This window comes from Catellatospora sp. TT07R-123, from assembly GCF_018327705.1.
Classification (GTDB): Bacteria; Actinomycetota; Actinomycetes; order Mycobacteriales; family Micromonosporaceae; genus Catellatospora.
Genome location: NZ_BNEM01000001.1, coordinates 1,104,250 through 1,123,380, shown reverse-complemented (window position 1 = coordinate 1,123,380; position 19,131 = coordinate 1,104,250). Strand labels below are relative to the sequence as shown.

The 19,131-nt window shown below is 74.8% G+C and carries 7 protein-coding genes; 6 read left to right on the top strand and 1 reads right to left on the bottom strand.

The genetic code is table 11. The annotated features are described in order from the left end of the window. Positions 1-2: 2 nt before the first annotated feature. Positions 3-1,406 (bottom strand): hypothetical protein, encoded by a 1,404-nt coding sequence (locus Cs7R123_RS04700; RefSeq protein WP_212823688.1) that lies wholly within the window; start codon positions 1,404-1,406, stop codon positions 3-5. 272 nt (positions 1,407-1,678) lie between these two features. Between Cs7R123_RS04700 and Cs7R123_RS04695 the strand changes: the two genes are divergently transcribed. From Cs7R123_RS04695 to Cs7R123_RS04670, 6 genes are all read left to right on the top strand, one after another. Continuing rightward, positions 1,679-3,151, top strand: a complete 1,473-nt coding sequence (locus Cs7R123_RS04695; RefSeq protein ID WP_212823687.1) for a GGDEF domain-containing protein — start codon at positions 1,679-1,681, stop codon at positions 3,149-3,151. A gap of 153 nt (positions 3,152-3,304) precedes the next feature. Continuing rightward, positions 3,305-5,758 carry a hypothetical protein gene (locus Cs7R123_RS04690; RefSeq protein WP_212823686.1) on the top strand — a complete coding sequence of 818 codons (2,454 nt, stop codon included), beginning with the start codon at positions 3,305-3,307 and terminating at the stop codon, positions 5,756-5,758. Continuing rightward, positions 5,751-9,314, top strand: coding sequence for a DUF6603 domain-containing protein (locus Cs7R123_RS04685; protein ID WP_212823685.1), 3,564 nt, complete (start codon positions 5,751-5,753; stop codon positions 9,312-9,314). The genes Cs7R123_RS04690 and Cs7R123_RS04685 overlap by 8 nt, the downstream gene beginning before the upstream one ends. Further along, a complete protein-coding gene (locus tag Cs7R123_RS04680; RefSeq protein WP_212823683.1) occupies positions 9,311-13,057 on the top strand; it encodes a hypothetical protein in 3,747 nt (1,248 codons plus the stop codon). Before Cs7R123_RS04685 ends, Cs7R123_RS04680 begins: the two co-directional genes overlap by 4 nt. Continuing rightward, positions 13,054-17,409: a hypothetical protein gene (locus Cs7R123_RS04675; RefSeq protein ID WP_212823681.1), complete on the top strand. Its 4,356-nt coding sequence runs from the start codon at positions 13,054-13,056 to the stop codon at positions 17,407-17,409. The genes Cs7R123_RS04680 and Cs7R123_RS04675 overlap by 4 nt, the downstream gene beginning before the upstream one ends. After that, the gene (locus Cs7R123_RS04670) at positions 17,406-19,118 is read left to right on the top strand and encodes a hypothetical protein (protein ID WP_212823679.1); all 1,713 of its coding nucleotides are present in this window, start codon (positions 17,406-17,408) and stop codon (positions 19,116-19,118) included. Before Cs7R123_RS04675 ends, Cs7R123_RS04670 begins: the two co-directional genes overlap by 4 nt. Positions 19,119-19,131 lie beyond the last annotated feature (13 nt).

Below are 19,131 nucleotides of genomic sequence, written 5' to 3'. Positions count from 1 at the left end.
GGTCAGGCGGCGGGCAGGACGCGGGCGATCCGGATCGAGGTGGCGGTGCCGCCCGCCGCCGGGTAGGCGGCGCTGCCGTCGGGGTACGACTTGAACGCCTGGTAGTCGTGGTCCTTGACGCCGATGGTGAACCGGTCGCCGACGGCCTTGCCGGTCGCGGAGTCGTACACCTGCGCGGCCGTCGCCGACCCGGACGACCAGGCCAGCAGCATCCGGCCGGTGCCGTAGCCGACCAGGTGCGGATGGCTCGACCCGGCCCCGGTCCGGACTGTCGTGTCGGCCGCGCCGGTGCTGAAGTGCGCCAGGCGCACCTGCCCGCCCTGGCTCCACGCCGTCCAGTAGCCCTTGTCGCGGGCGAGCACCAGGTCGCCGCCGAACAGGGTGCCGTCGCACGTGCCCGCCGCGACCGTCCGGTACGGCTGCGGGCGGGCGATGCGGCAGCCGTTGTCGGTGGCGCAGACGGTGACGTACCGGCTGGTGCGCGGATCCCACAGCACGCGGGTGGTCCAGCTGTGGCTGCAACCGACCTCGAAGCTGTCGCGGTGCCGCCCGACCAGGTTGCCCTTGGCGTCGACGACCTGCATCCGGTCGCCCTCGTGGATGTCGACGCAGCGGCCGTTCTGGACGGTGATCGCCACCCCGAAGTAGGCGGCGAAGGTCTTGCCGTCGGAGGCGAGGCGGCCGTGGTGCTGGTACCACCAGACGAACCGGGCGCCGTCGTCGTAGCCGTCGCGGCCGCCGCCGAGGTTGGTGACCTGCCGCTCCCACACCTGGTGCCCGGCCAGGTCGAACCGGATCATGTGCATGGTGTTGCACGGGCTCGACGTGCCGCCGCACAGCGGGCCGTCGCCGCAGGTGCCCCGGCGGGTCAGCAGCAGCACCCCGCCGTCGGCGTCGGCGTGCAGGTCCTGCAGGTCGATGCCGGTGAAGCCGGTGGGCTTGCCGACCAGGTGGTCGTCGCAGTCGAGGGCGCCCAGGTAGACCTTGCCGTCGGTGCCCAGCCACGCCAGCCACGAGCCGCCGTCGGGCCGGGCGGCGATCGCCATGGGCAGCGGCTCGGTGTCGGTCTCCCGGCCGTAGCCGGTCACCCGTACCCCCACCTTGACCTCGGTGATCCGGACCGCGGGCTTCGGGCCGGCCGGGCGGGCGCAGCCCGCCGACGGCTGCGGTGACGGGGTGGCGGAGGCGCCTGCGGCGCCGGTGGCCGGTGCGGTCGCGGGCGCGGTGGCGGACGGGTCCGCACCGGCCTGGACGTCGGCTGCCGGGGACGACAGGGACAGGGTCACGGTCGTGACCGCGGCGACGGCCACCAGCACGAGGGCCAGCATGACCGCGATGCGCCGCCGGGCGGACCAGCGGCGTGCGTGGCGGCCGGGCCGGGAGCGAGGGCCGGTGCTCGTGTCCATGCGAATCCTCACCAGACTCGTCGCTGCGTACGACCGGACCCATCGTGGAAGACGAATTCCGTTCCCGTCCGGGCGAACCTACCGGTAGCGCTCCCAGACGCCGACCCCGGTCCCTCCCCGCCGGTACCACACCCGCCCGATCGTTCGTGCAGTTTCGGGAAACTGCACGAATCCAGCCGCTTTGGCGGCAGTTTCCCGGAAACTGTGGCCAGGGCCGTGCGCAGGAGGCGCCCGGGTAGGATCGACCGTACGGCGTACTGCCAGGGGAAATGGTGCGGCTGGACTTCGAATCCGAGGTGCTGGACGAGGTCGCGGCGGCGTTGGCCGACTGCGACTCGCCGGCACGAGCGTGCAACGCCACGGTGTCGGTCCTGAACGCCCGCACCGGCGGCGCGGCCGACGCGCTGCTGGTCTCGGCGGGCCAGCTGGCCGTGGTGGCGTGCAGCGGGGCGTGGCAGGCCCCGGCGGCCGTGCCGACGCACTACGGCATCGTGGGAAGAGTGCTGGCCACGGCCCGGACAGTGGTCATCGGCGACGCCTCGATCGAGTACGCTGGAGTTCATCCGGGCCGCCCCGTCGGCTCGGTCGTGTGCGCACCCGTGCCCGGCCCCGCCGAGGGCGCGATAGGTGTCCTGAACCTCGAATTCGACCGGCTCGTGGGGAACCTGGCTCCGTGGGGCAGCGGGCTGGCCCAGATCGGCAGCCGCCTCGGCGCCCGGATCGGGCAGCTCGGCGGGCCGCCCGAGCAGTCGCGGGCCGAGCGGCTGCTGCGCCACACCATCGCGTTCGGCTCGGCCGCCAACGGCACGGAGCTGGCGGTGCACGTCTGCCAGGCGGCGGTCGAGGTCGCCGGCCTGGCCAGCGCGATCATGCTGCTGCGGGGCTCGCCGTCCTCGCCCACGACCGGGGTCCACGTGCTGCTGGCGGCCCACACCGCCGCCGGGGCGGCCGACCTGCCGGCCCGGGTGGCCGCGTTCGAACCGTCCCGCCTCTCCCAGATGATCGACACGGTGTGCCGGCTCGGCGCGTCGCACACCTTCGGCGACTCGGGCAGCGCCGACACCCGCGGCTTCGACGCGCTGGTGCGGGCCGGGGTGCGCACCCTGATCGCGGTGCCGATCCCGCTGGGCGGCCGGATGTCGGAGGTGCCGCGGCTCGAAGCGGCGCTGCTGGTCATGGACGAGGCGGCGGTGCGGGTCGACGTCGCGACGGTCAGCGTGCTGGAACTGCTGATCACCAACGCGGTCATGTGCCGCGAGCGGCTGGCCGCGCTGCACCGCCTCCAGCAGCTGGCCGACTCCGACCCGCTCACCGGGCTGCGGCACCAGGGACCGTTCACGCAGCGGCTGGCCGCCACCCGCGCGGGGCGTACGGCGCTGCTGGTCGTCGACGTCGACAACTTCAAGCAGGTCAACGACACCGCCGGGCACGCCGCCGGGGACCGGCTGCTGGTCGAGGTCGCCGAGGCGCTGCGCGGCGCCCTGCGCGCCGAGGACGAGGTCTTCCGGGTCGGCGGGGACGAGTTCGTCGCGGTCCTCGACGTGGTCGACGAGGTCCAGGCGGCGGCCACGGCCGCGCGGCTGGTCGCCGCCGTCGGCGAGCGCGGCTGCGCCGTCAGCGTCGGCGTGGCGGTCCGGCGCCGGGATGAGTCGGCCGAGTCCGCCCTGCACCGTGCCGACCGGGCGATGTACGCCGCCAAGCACGACGAGCACGAGCGCGTGCACGTCTGGCGCGACCTCGCCTAGCCCGGCCCCAGGTCAAGGGTGCGGCTGCGGCGCTTGAGCCGACTTGCGGCCGACTTGAATCCCTGGTTCCAACCCTGTTCCAAGTGGACGCCAAGTGCCCCGGCCGAAGCTCGCCTCACACAGGCAGAGTCCGACCGTTGGGGGCACATCATCATGTCGACGCCAGATCCGGCCGCGCTGGGCGCCGCCGACTGGAAGCTCGCGGGGCGGCTGGCCGCGATGCCGTCGGTGCTGGCGGGGCCGATCCTGCGCCACACCGGCGACACCACGGTGACCGTATGGCTGGCGTTCAAGGAGCCGACCGCCGTGAGCCTGACCGTGTACGACGACCCCGACGGCGCGGGCACGCCGACGGCGGTCACCGCGGTCCCGGCGCCGACCGTGCGGGTCGGCAAGAACCTGCACGTGGTCGCGGTGACCGCGGCCGTGCTGCCGCCGCACCCGCCGCTGAGTGCGGGGGTCACCTACTACTACGACGTGCGGCTGGCCGACGGGCGCACGTTCAAGAGCCCCGGGGTGCTGTCCACGCACGCCGACGAGGCCGAGCGGATCAAGACGATCACCTTCGGCACCGAGAAGCTGCCCAGCTTCGCGATGCCGCCGTCGGACCTGGGCCGGCTGCGGGTGCTGCACGGCTCGTGCCGCAAGCCGCACGCCGACGAGTACGACGGCCTGGCCGCCGTGCACCACCTGATCGAGGCGTCGTACTGGGAGTCCACCGAGGCCGACCCGTGGCCGCTGGTGCGCCCGCACCTGCTGCTGATGACCGGCGACCAGATCTACGCCGACGACGTCGCCGACAGCGTGCTGGCGATGTGCACCGACTTCGGCGACGCGCTGCTCGGCTGGACGCCCGGGGAGCAGCTGCCGAGCCTGGGGACGAACACCCCGGCGGCGTACGCGCCCGGGGCGCGCGCCGACCTGGTCACCGACATCGCCGGGTTCACCGGCTCGATGGTCGACAAGCCGGAGCTGGCCAAGAGCCAGCTGATCGGCTTCGGCGAGTACGTGGCGATGTACCTGCTGGTCTGGTCGCCGGTGCTGTGGCCCGACCGGCTGCCGACCTCCAACGCCTTCTACGACGCGGGCGAGCGCAAGCGGGTCGAGCTGATGCGGACCACGCTGCCGCAGGTGCGCCGGGCGCTGGCCAACGTGATCACGTACATGAGCTGGGACGACCATGAGGTGACCGACGACTGGAACCTCAACCGGCAGTGGTGCCGCCGGGTCTGGGGCGAACAGGGCGTCACGGTCGGGCGGCCGCTGGGGCGGCGCATCGTCACCAACGGCATGCTCGCCCACGCGATCTTCCAGAGCTGGGGCAGCACGCCGAGCCAGTTCACCGGCGACGCCCCCGGCGCGCGCCTGCTCGCGCAGCTGCCGCAGTGGGACGGCAACCCCGCCAACCAGGCCAAACTGGACGGTCTCGCGTCGCTGCTGGGCGTGCCGACCGGCCCGCTGCCCTCGGGCGGGGTCGACAGCCTGCCCCGGGCCGCCGACTCGCTGCGGTACCACTACCGGCTGACCTGGGCCGGCCGGCCGTACGAGATCCTGGTGACCGATCCGCGCACCACGCGCTCGTTCGACCCGCAGCCGATGGAGCCGCCCGCGGTCATGTCCGACGCCGCGATCGCCGAGCAGCTGCCCGCCGCCAACCCGCCGTACCTGACGCTGGTCGTGGTGCCGGGGCCGGTCCTGGGTGTGCCGTGGATCGAGGAGCATCAGGAGGAGCGCACCCCGGAGATGATCTGGGGGCACGACGCCGAGGCGTGGGGGCTGCGGCAGAAGACGTTCCACCGGCTGCTCGGGCAGCTGGCGCGGCGGCCCCGGGTGGTGCTGCTGTCCGGCGACGTCCACTACGGCTTCACGATCCACATGAGCGTGTGGAACCGGCAGCCGTACGGCACCGCGTCGCCGCTGGCCACCCCGCTGCGCAGCGAGATCGCGCAGTTCACCGCCAGCGCGTTCAAGAACGAGACCAACTCCGAACTCGACCTGACCACCGACAAGCTGCAGGGCGGCGGCTGGAACGTGCTGCCCCTGGGGGTGCCGGTGGCGTCGGGCAGCCTCGCGCACAACCCGGCCGACGAGGTCGGCTGGGCGGTGCCGCTGGAGTACTGGACCGAGTACCGCTCGCGCAACAAGTCCGGCCACCCGCACTTCCAGAAGACGCCCGCCCGCCTGGACGTCAGCGACAGGTACGACATCCCGTACTACTACGTCGAGGAGCACTGGCGGCACCGGACCCGCTACGGCATCGGCAAGCGCAGCGGTGCCCGGCCCAAGACGACCCCGCTGACCCGGCCCGCGCCCGGGGCGCCCAAGGGCGCGGTCGCGGCCTGGTTCCACAGCGTGGGCAGCGCGGTCGTCGACTTCAAGCGCGGCGACGACGGCACCGAGCTGGTCGGCAACAACAACCTCGGCGAGGTCCGCTTCGCCGCGGGCAGCTCGCCGAGCAAGGCCGCCCTGGCCGCGCAGCACCGGATCTGGTGGCAGATCACCACGACCGGGCAGCCCGCCTACTGCACCACCTTCGACGTGACCCTCAACCCCGAGGACGCCGACGCCGTCCCGCCGACCCATGTGGAGCGCCGCCCCAATGACTAGCCAGCCTTCCTCCGCGCTGGACACCATGCCCGCCCCGACCGCCACCGCGGTCGACGTCCGGGCCGAGCTGATCCGCGAGGTCAGCCTGCTGCTGGCGCCGCTGCGGGCGGCCGCCGACGATCCGATCTGGCGGGCCGAGCTGCTCGCGAAGATCGGGTGGAACCTCGACGGGATCGCCGGGTTCCCGACCGCGAAGCTGGAGACCCTGTTCGGCGCGGTGCGCGCGGCCGTCGACGCGCTCAAGCCGCTGATCGAGACGCCGACCACCGACCTCAAGGCGTACAAGCCGGCGTTCGCGGCGCTCAAGCGGTGCTTCGACGCGGTGCGGGCGCTCAAGACCGCGTTCGACGGCTGGGGCGGGATCAACCTGCCCGACGCCCCGGCGCTGGGCACCGACCTGGTGAACCTGCTGGTCGTCACATACCTCCAGCGGCACCGGCCGGTGCTGGGCGCGGTGCTGTGGGCGCTGGCGCTGGTCGACGGCCCGGCGCCGCAGATCGACCCCGTCGTGGACCCGGCCACCGGCAAGCTGGTCCGCTTCTCGTCCGACACCGCCCGGGTACGGCTGGACCGGCTGCCCGCGCTCGTCGGCGACCCGGTCGGCCAGCTGCGCGAGCACTACCTCACCAAGGAGGGCCTGGCGACCCGGGAGGCCACCGACGCCGTCGCCGACCTGCTGCTGCCCGCCCTCGGCGGCATCCTGAACCGGCTCGGCAGCCCGATCACCGCCGTGTACGGCAGCGACATCCCCGACCTCGGGGACAGCGCCGCGGCGGCCGAGCACCTGCTGCACGTGTTCGTGCGTACCGCCGAAGGTGCCTTCGCCGACGGGCAGGCCGGGTTCGAGCTGGTCGTCGGCCTGGCCGGCGAGCAGGACGGCGGCCTCGGCCTGATGCTCGCGCCCAAGGGCACGGTGGCGTTCCAGGACACGTTCGGCGACTGGACCGCGACGGTCACCGCGGCGCTCCAGTCGGCGAGCGTGATCGCGGTCGGCCCCGACGGGCTGGTCACCGACCTGCCCGACGCGACCGCCCTCAACCTGCGCGCCGACCTCGGCCTGGTCCGCACCGGCGAGATGATCCGCATCGGTGGCACCACCGGCACCCGGCTGGAGATCGACGGCCCAGTCCAGGTGACCGCCTTCGCCGAGCTCACCCGCGACTATCAGGACTTCGGGGTCGAGTTCGGCTGCGGCAAGGCCCGGCTGATCGTGTCGGGCGGCGACGGCGACGGCTTCCTCGGCAAGGTGCTGCCCGACGACGCGAAGCTGGAGTTCGACCTCGGCATCGGCTGGTCGCGGCGGCGCGGGCTGTTCCTGACCGGCGGCGCGGCCCTCAAGGCGCACTTCGACGTCCGCGCCGTGCTCGGCGACGTGGCCAGACTCGACTCCCTCGACGTCGACCTGGTGCCGTCGCCCAAGGACGCCGCCGTCAAGGCTCTGGTCCTGCGGGCGGTCGCGTCCGGTCAGGTGCGCCTGGGCCCGGTCGGGGTGACCGTGCAGGGCGTCGGCATGAGCGCGAAGCTCAGCTTCCCCGACGGCGGCGGCAACCTCGGCCCCGCCGACCTGGACCTCGGGTTCCAGCCCCCGCACGGGGTGGCGCTGCGCATCGACGGCGGCGCGGTCACCGGGGCCGGGTTCCTGTCCTACGACGCCGAGGCCGCCAAGTACGCCGGCGGCATCGACCTGGAGTTCGCCAAGCTGCGCCTGTCCGCGCTGGGCCTGCTGGCCACCCGGATGCCCGACGGGCGCCCCGGGTTCTCGCTGCTGGTCGTCATCAACGCGCAGTTCCCCAAGCCGATCCCGCTCGGGTTCGGCTTCAACCTGGCCGCCGTCGGCGGCATCGTGGGCGTCAACCGGGCCGTCAACGTCGACCGGATGCGCTCGGGCCTGCGGTCGGGGTCGCTGGGCGCGATCCTGGCGCCCGGCGACGTGCTGGGCAACGAGCGGCGCCTGCTCGACGACCTCGACGCGCTGTTCCCGGTCACCCCGGGCCGGCATCTGTTCGGCCCGACGGCCCGGCTCACCTGGGGCGTGCCGACCGTGGTCACCATCGACCTCGCGCTGGCGCTGGAGCTGCCGAAACCGCTGCGGTTCATCGCCGCGGGCCGGGTCCGCACGCTGCTGCCCGACGAGCGCAAGGCCGTCGCGGTCATCAACATGGACGCGCTCGGTGTCCTGGACACCGGCGAGGGCACGCTGTCGCTGGACGCGACCCTGTACGACTCGCAGCTGGCCGGGTGGCGCCTGTCCGGCGACATGGCGCTGCGGGCGCGGTGGAGCGGCCGCAGCGAGTTCGTGATGAGCGCGGGCGGGTTCCACCCCCGGTTCACGCCGCCGGTCGGGTTCCCGGCGCTGCGGCGGATGACGATGGAGATCGGCGAGGAGAAGTTCTGGCTGCGGTTGCAGGCATACCTCGCGCTGACCTCCAACACGCTCCAGTTCGGCGCCCGGGTGGACTTCCACGCCGAGACCGGCGACTTCACCGCCGACGGGCACTTCACCTTCGACGCGCTGGTGCGGTTCTCGCCGTTCGGGTTCGAGCTCGACCTGACCCTGGCGGTGGCGATCCGGTGGAAGGGCAAGCTGCTGCTGGGCATCACCGCCGACCTGTACGTCACCGGGCCGGGCCGCTGGCAGGTGCGCGGGCACGCCGAGATCAAGCTGCTGTTCCTCAGCGCCACCGTGCGGTTCAAGGCGGCCTTCGGGCAGCAGGCCGCGCTGCCCCCGGCCCCGCCGGAGGACGTGTCGGCGCTGGTCCGGGCCGCGCTGGCCGAACCCGGCGCGTGGCAGGTCGAGGAGCGCGCCGCGCTGCCCGCCCTGACCATGCGGGCCGGGATCACCCTGTCGGAGCTGCTGGTGTCGCCTTCGGCGCGGGTCAGCGTACGGCAGAAGATCGCCCCGGTCGGCGGCATGCGGCTGGACCACTACGGCCAGGCGCCCATCGACGGCGCCGCCGAGCTGCGCATCGACTCGGCCACCCTGGGCGGGGCGCTCGCGCAGCTTGCCGATGTGAAGGACGAGTTCGCCCCGGCGCAGTTCTTCGAGCTCAGCGACGACCAGAAGCTGACCGGGAACGCGTTCGACCTGCTGCCCTCCGGGGTCAGCTTCACCGCCACCGACACGGTCGGCTACGACCACGCGGGGCCGTCGGCCGTCGTCATCACGTACCAGACGAAGGTGATCGACGAGCCCGACCCGGTGGCGGCCGGACTGGCCGCGGTCGGCCTGCCCAAACCGGACCCGACCTGGGTCCTGGGCGGCGCGCACCTGAACCGGCTCGCCTACGGCGGCGCCGCCGGGCGGGCCGCCACCCGGGCCACCGGCCTGGCCCGGTTCGCCGGACCCGGCCTCAAGCTCACCGTCCGCGACCCCGGCTTCGTGATCGTCGCCAAGGACACGCTGCGCCAGGCCGGGCCCGTCCCGGCGACCGGCGAGCGGTGGAGCCGCAGCGAGGCCGCCGACCGGCTGCGCCGCTGGGCGACCGCCCACCCCGACCACGCCCTGATGATCGTTCCGGCCCACGAGGCCGTCACCGGAAGCACGGTGTCCGCATGACCAGCCAGACCGACCTCGCCGCCGCGCCCGCGCCCGCCGTCGCGCAGCGGCACCTGCTCTCCTGGGTCCGCGACGGCCTTGCCGGGCGGCTCACCGAGACCGACCCGGGCAGCGGCCCGATCCGGGCCCGGGCCACCCTGGCCACCGGCCTGACCGTCAACGGCGCCGCCGTGACCGGGCCGAAGCTGGCCCTGCACGGCCCCGGCGACGTCACCGGCGTCGACCCGCGCCAGATCGTGCGCAGCGACCCGGCGCCCGGCGCGAAACACTTCGAGTCCACCCACTTCGCGCTGGTCGAGTTCGACGACCCCGGGCTGCCGTGGCGGCTCACCCCGGCCGCCGCGCACCCGCAGAAGGGACTGCGGCCCTGGCTGGTCCTGGTCGTCGTCGACACCGCCGCGGCCGGGGTGAGCCTGGAGACCGACCCGCGCCGCCCGCTGCCGGTGCTGAACACGCCGCTGGCGGAGCTGCCGGACCTGTCCCACGCCGCGTCCTGGGCGCACGCCGAGGTCGTCGCCGCCGAGGGCGAGGACATCGCCAAGCTGCTGGCCGAACGTCCGGAGCGGACAGTGTCGCGGCTGATCTCACCGCGCACGCTGGCCGACGGGCACACCTACCTGGCCTGCGTCGTGCCCGCGTTCGAGCACGGGCGCCTGGCCGGGCTCGGCGACCCGGTGCCCGCCACCGAGCTGACCGACCCGGCCTGGACTGGCACCACCGGCAGCGTCCGGCTGCCGGTGTACCACCACTGGACCTTCTCCACCGGCGCCGACGGCGACTTCACCGCCCTGGCCAAGCGGCTGCGCCCGGCCGTCGTCGACCCCGGCTGGAAGAAGCTGTACTACCGCGACGCCGACCCCGAGCTGGCCAAGGCCGTCGGCGCCGACCCCGGCATCGCCGACACCCTGCCCGCCCTCACCGCCCCCGGTGCGGCCATGACCGGCCCCATCGCCCCCGGCTTCGCCCCGGCGATGGCCACCATCCTCGGCCGGACCAGCACCGTCACCGCACCGCTGTACCTCGGCGCCCACATCGGACACGGATCCGGCTGGACCGGCACCGAACCGCAGTGGCTGCGCCAGCTCAACACCGACCCGCGGCTGCGCGCCGCGGCCGGGCTCGGCGCCGAGGTGATCCGCATCCACCAGGAGCCGCTGATGTCGGCAGCCTGGCAGCAGGCCGCCGAGCTCGCCGAGGTCAACCGGGAGCTGCACCAGGGCCAGGTCGGCCGCGCGGTCAGCGAGAGCCTGCACCGCCGCTACTTCACCCCGGCCGGCACCGCTTCGGCGGCCGGGCTCGCCGCCGACGGTGCGGCCCAGCTCGCCGCCGCCGCCGAACGGGCCGACACGGTCGTGGCGCGCACCGCGCGGGCGCTGGGCCGCATCCCCAGCGCGCAGGGCACCGTGGCGGCGCAGGTGGACACACACGAGTCGACCGCCGCCATCGCCTCGGCCGACGTGCAGCGGGTGGTCCGCCCGACCGGCCCCACGGCCCGTGCCGCCGGTGCCACCCCGCTGTCGCCGCTGGCCTCGGGACTGAGCCCGGCCGCGGCGGGCACGATCGTGCCCGCGCCGCCGGTGCAGGCCAGCTCGGACGCGGGCGTGCTCGACCGGTACACCGGCGGTGCCGCCCGCTACCGCGACATCACCGCCGAGGTGGCCGCGGCCGCCCCGAAGTGGTGGACCGACCCGTACGCCTCCGCGCTGCCGCTGGTCACCCCCGGCCCGCTGGGGTACCTGACGGACCTGGTGGTGATGCAGGAGAACGCCGCGCACAGCCAGGTCACGGCGACGCTGCTGCGCACGGTCGACTTCGACGGGCGGGCGCGACAGCAGAGCTTCCCGTTCCCTGTTCCGGCGGACACCGCGCTGCCCGCGGTCAAGCTCGTCGGCGGCGTGGTGCACCGGATCGAACGCACCCGGCCGGTGACGATGCTGCTCGGCGTCCGGCCCGGGGTCTCGATGGACACCTGGGACCCGTGCATCCGCGCCATGCCGTTCGACGACAGCGGGACGCCCGCCCCGACGCCGTACACGGTGCTGCCGTTCTTCCGCAGCCGCGGCCTGTACGGCGCCGACGTGACGCTGCGCCGCCGCGCCGGGCAGCCCGACACCGCCGCCGAGCTCGTGCTGCTGTGGAGCGGCGCCGACCCGGACGGCGCCGGGGCGATCAGCACGTGCAGCTACCAGCTCGACACCCGGGCCGTGCTGCGCCCGCAGCGCAACATCCGGGTCTTCACCGGGTACGTCCCGTCCGATCTGGCCGCCGACCTGATCCCGATCACGGTGCGGGCCGGGCAGCCCTACGCCGAGCCCACCGACGTGGCCGTGGCGTTCCTCAACGCCACGTACTCGTCGGAGCAGGGCCCCGGCGGCCCGATCGTCAAGCCGATCTGGGAGATCGACTGGGTCGTCGGCCGCAACTTCGGCACCGCGCAGGAGAGCTGGACCGACAAGCGCTCGCTCACCCTCGGCGACCGCGTCGACGACGACACCACCAGCGGGCAGCTCAGCCTGTCGGTGACCGATCTCGACGGCGACGGCGACCCCGAGCTGGTGGTGCACCTGACCTTCGACGAGCGGCAGGCCACCGGCCCGGCGCGGCGGGTGCACCGCCAGCGCATCGGGTTCGGGCTGCACCCCGACGGGACGGTCGAGCACTGGGAGGCGCCGATCGACCTGCCGATCACCTCGCTGGCCCCGGACTCGACCGTGGCGGTGTTCTTCGGCGACCTGGACAACCAGCGGCTGGGCCGGGTCAAGGGCATCGGCGACACGTTCCAGCGGATCGCCGAGGCGCACCAGAGGCTGCTGATCCGCGACGCGACCCGGGGCGTCGACCCGCCGATGCGGGCCGCGTACGAGATCGGCAGCGTCGCGGCGTACGTCAGCGACTCGGTGAACCCGGCCGCGACGATCCCGGCGGCCGTCGCCGACCGGATCGGCCCCCTGCCGACCTCGAAGACGTCGCTGGCCGCGACCGGCACCCCCGACCCGCTGCGCCCCCGCCTGTACGAACCCGACTTCGCCCAGGCGATGGCCGAACCGCTGCGCGAGCTGTTCCCCGACCTGGTCTTCCCGGGTGCCGACGGGCTGCCCGACGACAGCGTCGCGCTGATGGCCGGCAACGGCCCGCTGATCGCGGCCTATCTCGCCGGACTCAACCACGAGTTCGGGCGGGAGCTGCTGTGGCGCGGCTTCCCGTCGGGCGGGCGGGCCACCTGGTTCCGCCGGTTCTTCGACGCCTCGGCGGCCGACCCGGCGGCCGCGCCCGGCGACATCACCGACATCGCGACCTGGGGCACCACCGGCGGGCTCGGCGCGAAGGTGGTCGGCCCGGCCGCCACCGACAGCGTCATCCTGCTGGTCCGCGGCGAGCTGCTGCGCCGGTACCCGGACGTGGTCGTCCAGGCCGCGCCCGCGATCACGACCGCGCAGGGCCGCCGCCCCGACGACACCGCGGTGCAGCTGCCGGTCTTCACCGGCCGGGCCGGGGCCGACGTGACGCTGTTCAGCTTCAACATCGCGTCGGGCAGGGTGCGCGGCGACAGCACCCAGCCGGGCTGGTTCTTCATCTTCGCCGAACCGCCGACCGAACCCCGCTTCGCCGGGACCTCCGACTGGACCCAGGCGGGCGCGCACACGGCGGCGTCGCTGCTGCGCATGCCGTTCCGGGTCGCCGTACACGCCTCCGACCTGATCGATCCGACGACCGCCGCCCTCACGCCTGGAGCCGAGAAGTGACCGCCCCCGCCACCCCGACCGCCGCCGCGCCGCCGCTGGCGCTGCCCGCCGACGTCCCGATCGCGCTGCTGCCGGTGCGGCTGGAGACCCGCTACCACGACGGCAAGCTGCTGATCCGGATCTACCCCGACGTGCTGCACGTCGACACGCACGAGACCGACCTGACCGCGGCCGAGACCGACCACGGGGTGCGCTACTGGGCCGAGGTGACCGCGGCGGGCACCGACACCGACCGGCTGCTCGGCGCCTGGCAGGCGCTGACCGCCGAGTACGGCATCGAGCGCGCCGCCTGGATCGCTCGTCGCACCCGCAACGGCGCCCCGGCCGGGACCCCGGCGACCGGCACCTGGAACCGGGCCCCGCTGGCCCGGCTGCTGCCGACGCGGTGGCGGGTGGCCGGCTACCGCGAGTGGAGTCCGGGCCAGTCGACGCTGCACTTCGACGTCGCGGGCAAGGACATCGCCCGCGACCTCGCGGTCGGCCCGGACCCGCGGGCGCTCGCCGACGCCGCCGACTCCGACGAGCAGGCGCTGGTCACGCCCGGCATGCGCTGGATGGTCGACTACCAGGCGGCCGTCGAGGCCGGGATGGCGATCACCATCACCCGGGCCGAGGACGCCAACATCGGCATGACCCTGACCCGGCTGATCGTGTACGGGGTGGACGAGGAGGGCCAGACCGTCACCGGCGCGGGCCGCCTGGCCGGGCTGCTGGAGGCGCACCACTACACCGACGGGCTCGGGTTCGCCGACCCCGGCACGCCCACCAACAACACCGAGCTGGCCCGCTCCGGGCTGGACGCGCGATCCGAGCAGGTCAGCGAGCGGTACCGGCTGGCCGACGGCACGCGTACCGCGCCGGCGGCGGTGCCGGGCGAGGCGGTCGGCGGGCAGCTGGCCGCGGCGCTGGGCTTCGACGCCGCCGCGGCGGCGGTGCTCGGCCGCGACCCGGCCAGCCGCCGGACCGACCTCCAGGCCGACGCGAACGCGCTGCTGTGGCCGTCGACGTGGGGCTACTTCCTGCTGCACGTGCTCGACGGGATCGACCAGCCCAGCGTCCGGCAGGTGCGGCGCCACTTCATCGACTTCGTCCGGGCGGGCGGGGCGCTGCCGACGCTGCGCGTGGGCGACCAGCCGTACGGTGTGCTGCCGGTGATGTCGCTCAAGCACTGGGCCGACCGCGAGGGCGGCACCGCCGCGCACACCACCATGGTCCGCACCATGCGGCAGGTCCTGCCCACGTTCACCGAGGCGAGCTGGAAGGCCACGGTCGTCAAGCGGTGGGAGGGCCAGCCCGGCGTCGACCCCGTCGACCGCTACCACCGGCTGCTGGCCACCCAGCCGCAGGCCGTCGACTACGTGGGCCGCAGCGCGCTGGGCCCGGAGTACGTCGGGGACCTGTGGCGGTTCCTGCGGCTGGACTTCGACTCCGCGTGGCGGCAGGCGCCGCGCCAGCAGGCCAACGAGGTGCTGACCGCGCTGGGCCTGCCCGTCGACCAGCGCCACACCGGCGCGGTGTTCGCGGGCGAGTCCTACGCGGTGCCCGGTGCCCTGACCGGCGCCGACCCGGCCACCTACCTGGCCGAGCTGCTGGACATGACCCCGGCGCGGCTCAAAGCGGCCCGGGAGCGGGGGCAGACCCCGCTGCTGTACCGGCTGGCCCGCCACTCGGCGCTGCTGGAATGGTGGAACGCCGCCGTGGCCGCGTACGGCGGCAGCCGCGCGCTGCTGGAGAAGGAGCTGGTCGACGTCGACCCGCTCGCCCCGCCGACGCTGACGCTGTGGCGCGGCCTGGCCCAGCAGGCACCGGGCCACCCCGGGCAGACGGTCGAGCAGTACCTGACCGGTGCGCCCGCCACCGACCCGAACGTGGCCGACCTGCGCGAGTTCACCACCCGCACCCGGCACCTGGCCGACGAGATCACCAAGGGCCACCTGCCCGCCGACGCGCTCGACGGACTGGTGCGCGGCGGGCTGGACCTGGCCGCGCACCGCATCGACGCCTGGGTCGGGTCGTTCGCGAACCGGCGGCTGGCGCACGTGCGCACCCGGCAGCCCGGCGGGCTGGCCGTCGGCGGGTTCGGCTGGCTCAGCAACGTCGGCCCGGCGAAGCTGACCGAGGTCGCGACCCTGCCGCCGAACGAGGCGGGCCCGCTGTACACCGACGCGGCCAACGCCGGGCACGTGCTGGCCCCGTCGCTCCAGCACGCCACGACCGCGGCGATCCTGCACGCGGGCTACGTGGCCCGAGGCGGGCGGGCCGGGCGGCCCGGTGCGGTCGCGGTCAACCTCAACGCCGACCGGGTCCGCCTGGTGCAGCACCTGACCGAGGGCATCAGCGCCGGTCAGCCGCTGTCCAGCCTGATCGGGTACCGGTTCGAGCGGGCGCTGACCGAGGGCGGCACCGCGGGCGCACCGGCGATGATCCTGCCGTTCCGGGTGCTGGCGCCGTACACGGCCCAGGTCCTCACCGCCGACGGCACCGCGACCGAGGTGACCCGGCCCGGCAGCCTCGCCGGAGCCGTCGCCGACGGGGTCGAGCTGGTCCGCCGCCTGCACGCCGGGACGATCCCGTGGGGCAGTGCCCCCGACCCGGCGCAGCCGACCGTGAAGCTGCCCGCCAAGGGCACCCCGGTGTACGACGCCTGCCTGGCCGCCCTGGAGTCGGCCGCCGACGCCCTCGACGCGCTGGCCGACGCGACCCTGGCCGAAGGCGTGCACCACCTGGCGGCGGGCAACCCGACCCGGGCCGGTGCCGTCCTGGACGCCCTGGCCAAGGGCGAGACGCCGCCGCCGGAGCTCGACGTCGTACGCACCCCGCGCAGCGGGGCCGTGCACACCCACCGGCTGATGTTCCTCGGCACCGTCGACATCGCCGCCGATCACAAGGTGTGGCCGACCGACGGCCGCCAGCTGCGCGCCGACATCGAGCCGACGGTCAACGGGTGGGCCGGGCGCCTGCTCGGCGACCCGGCGCGGGTGCGCTGCAAGGGCGTCTGGCACGGCGCCGACGGCGCGGTCCTGTTCACCGGCGAGACCACCCTGGACCAGCTGGCGATCTCGCCGCTGGACCTGATCGCGCTGGTCGGCGAGGACCGCTCCGGCGGCCTGTACGAGCTGAAGCAGCGCTTCATCGACCGGCTGCGGCTGCTGCGCCCGCCGACGGTGCCCGACGAGATCATGCCGGAGCCCGACTTCGGCTGGCAGCCCGGCTGGACCGCGCAGACCCTCAGCGTCGAGGAGTTCCTCCAGCTCGTCGGCGCCGTCCGGGCGACCCTGGCCGGGGCGCGGCCGGTGCGGGCCGAGGACCTGGCCGGTCCCGGTGGCACCCGGCAGGTCCAGTGGGGCGTGGCCGACATGGCCAACCGCGTCACCGCGACCCTGGTCGGGTTCACCCAGACCCGGAGCCTGCTGGCCACCGCGGTCGAGGCCGGCGACATCGGCGGCATGGGCGGCCACCTGGTGACGTTGGCGTTCCGGGGCCTGCCCGGCGCCTACCCGCAGACCGGCCACGCGTGGACCGACGCGTGGCGCGACGAGCTGCGCACCAAGGCCCGCGGCGTGCTGGCCGAAGTGGACCGGCGCCTGGCCGAGGAGGCCCGGCTGCGGGCGGCGTTCACCGACGCCACCGCCACCGACGAGCAGCGGATCGAGCACCACACCGCCCGGCTGCGCAGCCTGCTCGGCCAGGACTTCCCGGTGGCGCCGACGTTCCGGGTCACCGACCAGGCGGGCCTGCGCGACCTGTTCGCCCACTCGGCGGCGCTGACCGGCGGCGACGTGCTCGCCCCGGGGACCTGGCTGGACCGGCTGGCCCGGGTCCGCAGGGCACCGGCCCGGCTCCAGTCGGTGTTCGGGCTGGCCGAGGCGACCGGCGCGGCCGTCTCCACCGACCTGGTCGTCGCCCAGCTGCCCTACCGCGACGGCGAGAAGTGGGCGGCCCTGCCGGGCGCACCCGCGACCGGGCGTACGGCGCTGGCCGTGCACGTGATCCGGCCCGTCGACGCGGCCGCGTCCCTGGCCGGGCTGGTGTTCGACGAGTGGACGGAGATGGTGCCCGGCGAGTCCGAGGTCGCCGGGCTCACGTTCCACTACGACGCCCCGAACTCGCGGGCGCCGCAGGCGGTGCTGCTGGCGGTGCCGCCCGCGGCCGACGGCCGGTGGACCGCCGAGCAGCTGCGCGACACCGTCGCCGAGGCGTTCGACCTGGCCCGTGCCCGTGCGGTGACCCTGCCGACCCTCGACCAGTACGGCCACTTCCTGCCCGCGGTCTACCTGGGCCTCAACGACGCGGGCGCGACCGTCTCGACCGACCTGACCGGCGCGGCCGGACTCGAAGGAGCAACCCGATGACCACCCCCGAGCAGCCGACCCCGTCGGCGACCACCTGGACGCGGCTGGAACCGCAGCACGCGGCGGCCGACGAGCGCCTCGGCGCGGCCGCCCGGATCGCCGACCCGGCCTGGCTGCTGGCCCGGCAGTGGCAGTTCGGCGAGTTCACCGGCAGCGACGGCGGCTCCCCGGCGTCGGCGCGGATGCGCATGCACGCCGGGACCATGTCCGGCTACCAGGGCAAGGGCATCGACGGCGACACCGACCGGGCGGAGCGCTACGCCCAGCAGGCGATGCCGCTGGAGGTGCTGGTGGAGCGGGAACCGGCCGGGGCGGTCGACCTCAGCCTGCGCGCCGACGGCGGGCGCCGGTTCGCCCGGCTGCTGGCCAAGCATGGGGCCGGTGCGTACCGGCAGGCGTTCGTCGACGCGTACAAGCTGCCCGCCGCGGTGCCGGGCGCCCCCGCTCACGCCGACAGCGCCGCCCTGCTGGCGGTGCTGGCCGGGCGCCTGGCCGACGGGCAGACCCTGGCCGCCGCCTGCACCTCGCCCGCCGGGCAGGCGGTGCTGCCGGCGACCCCGGCGGTGGCGGCGGCCGACCGGCCGGCGGTGCTAGCCGCGGTCACCGAATACCTGGCGTGGTGGACGTCGTTCGCGGACCGTCCCGGCCTCGGCGGGCAGGCGTGGGTGCCGACCCGGATGGAGCACGCCTTCGGGGTGGGCGCGCGGATCGGGCCGGGCAACGACCAGGTGAACCTGGTCGCGGCCGAATACCCGGGCGGCACGCTGGACTGGTACGACCTCGACGTCGCCACCGACGGCACCTGGGTCTACGCGCCCGATCCCGGCCGGGAGATCGTCCACACGGGGCTGCCGACCCAGGTCCGCTACCCGGGCATGCCCGCCGGCCGGTTCTGGGAGTTCGAGGACGCCCGCGTCTACCTCGGCGGCGTCGAGGCGGGCCGGACCGACCTCGGGCGGATGCTGCTGGCCGAGTTCGCGATCCTCTACTCCGACGACTGGTTCGTCATCCCGGTCGAGCTGCCGGTCGGCACCGTCGCGAAGGTGACGTCGCTGGTGGTGACCGACACGTTCGGGGTGAGCACGCTGATCGGGCCGTCGGCCCACGGCGACTGGGACATGTACCGGCTGCGCGCCGCCGGTGCCGACCAGGCCCTGTTCGTGCTGCCGCCGACGCTGCCGCACAGCCTCGACGGCGACCCGGTCGAGGAGGTCGTGCTGCTGCGCGACGAGGCCGCCAACGTGGCCTGGGCGGTGGAGCGGCTGGTGCAGAGCGCGACCGGGCGCCCGGCCGACCGGCACGAGCAGTACCTGGCCCAGCTGCGCGCGGCCGGGGACCCGGCCGCCCCCGTCGTCCCGAGCGGGGTCGACTTCGACTACCGGCTGCGGACCGGGCAGCCGCCCGAGCACTGGATCCCGCTGATCCCGCAGGCCGACGCCGACGGGCTGCGGCTGCGCCGCGACGCGCTGACCCGGCCGGGCACCGGGGAGCCGATCCCGCCGCTGGGGGAGCTGCTCGCGGCGGCGCCGTGGATCGCGGCCCAGGAGGTGCCGCGCGAGGGCGCCCGGATCACCCGCGCCTGGCAGCTGGCCCGGTGGAGCGACGGCTCCACCCACCTGTGGCTGTCGCGGCGCAAGCAGACCGGTCGCGGCGAGGCGTCCAGCGGGCTGCGCCACGACGTGCTGTCGCGCGCGAACACCGGCTCGTAGACCGTTCCGTGGC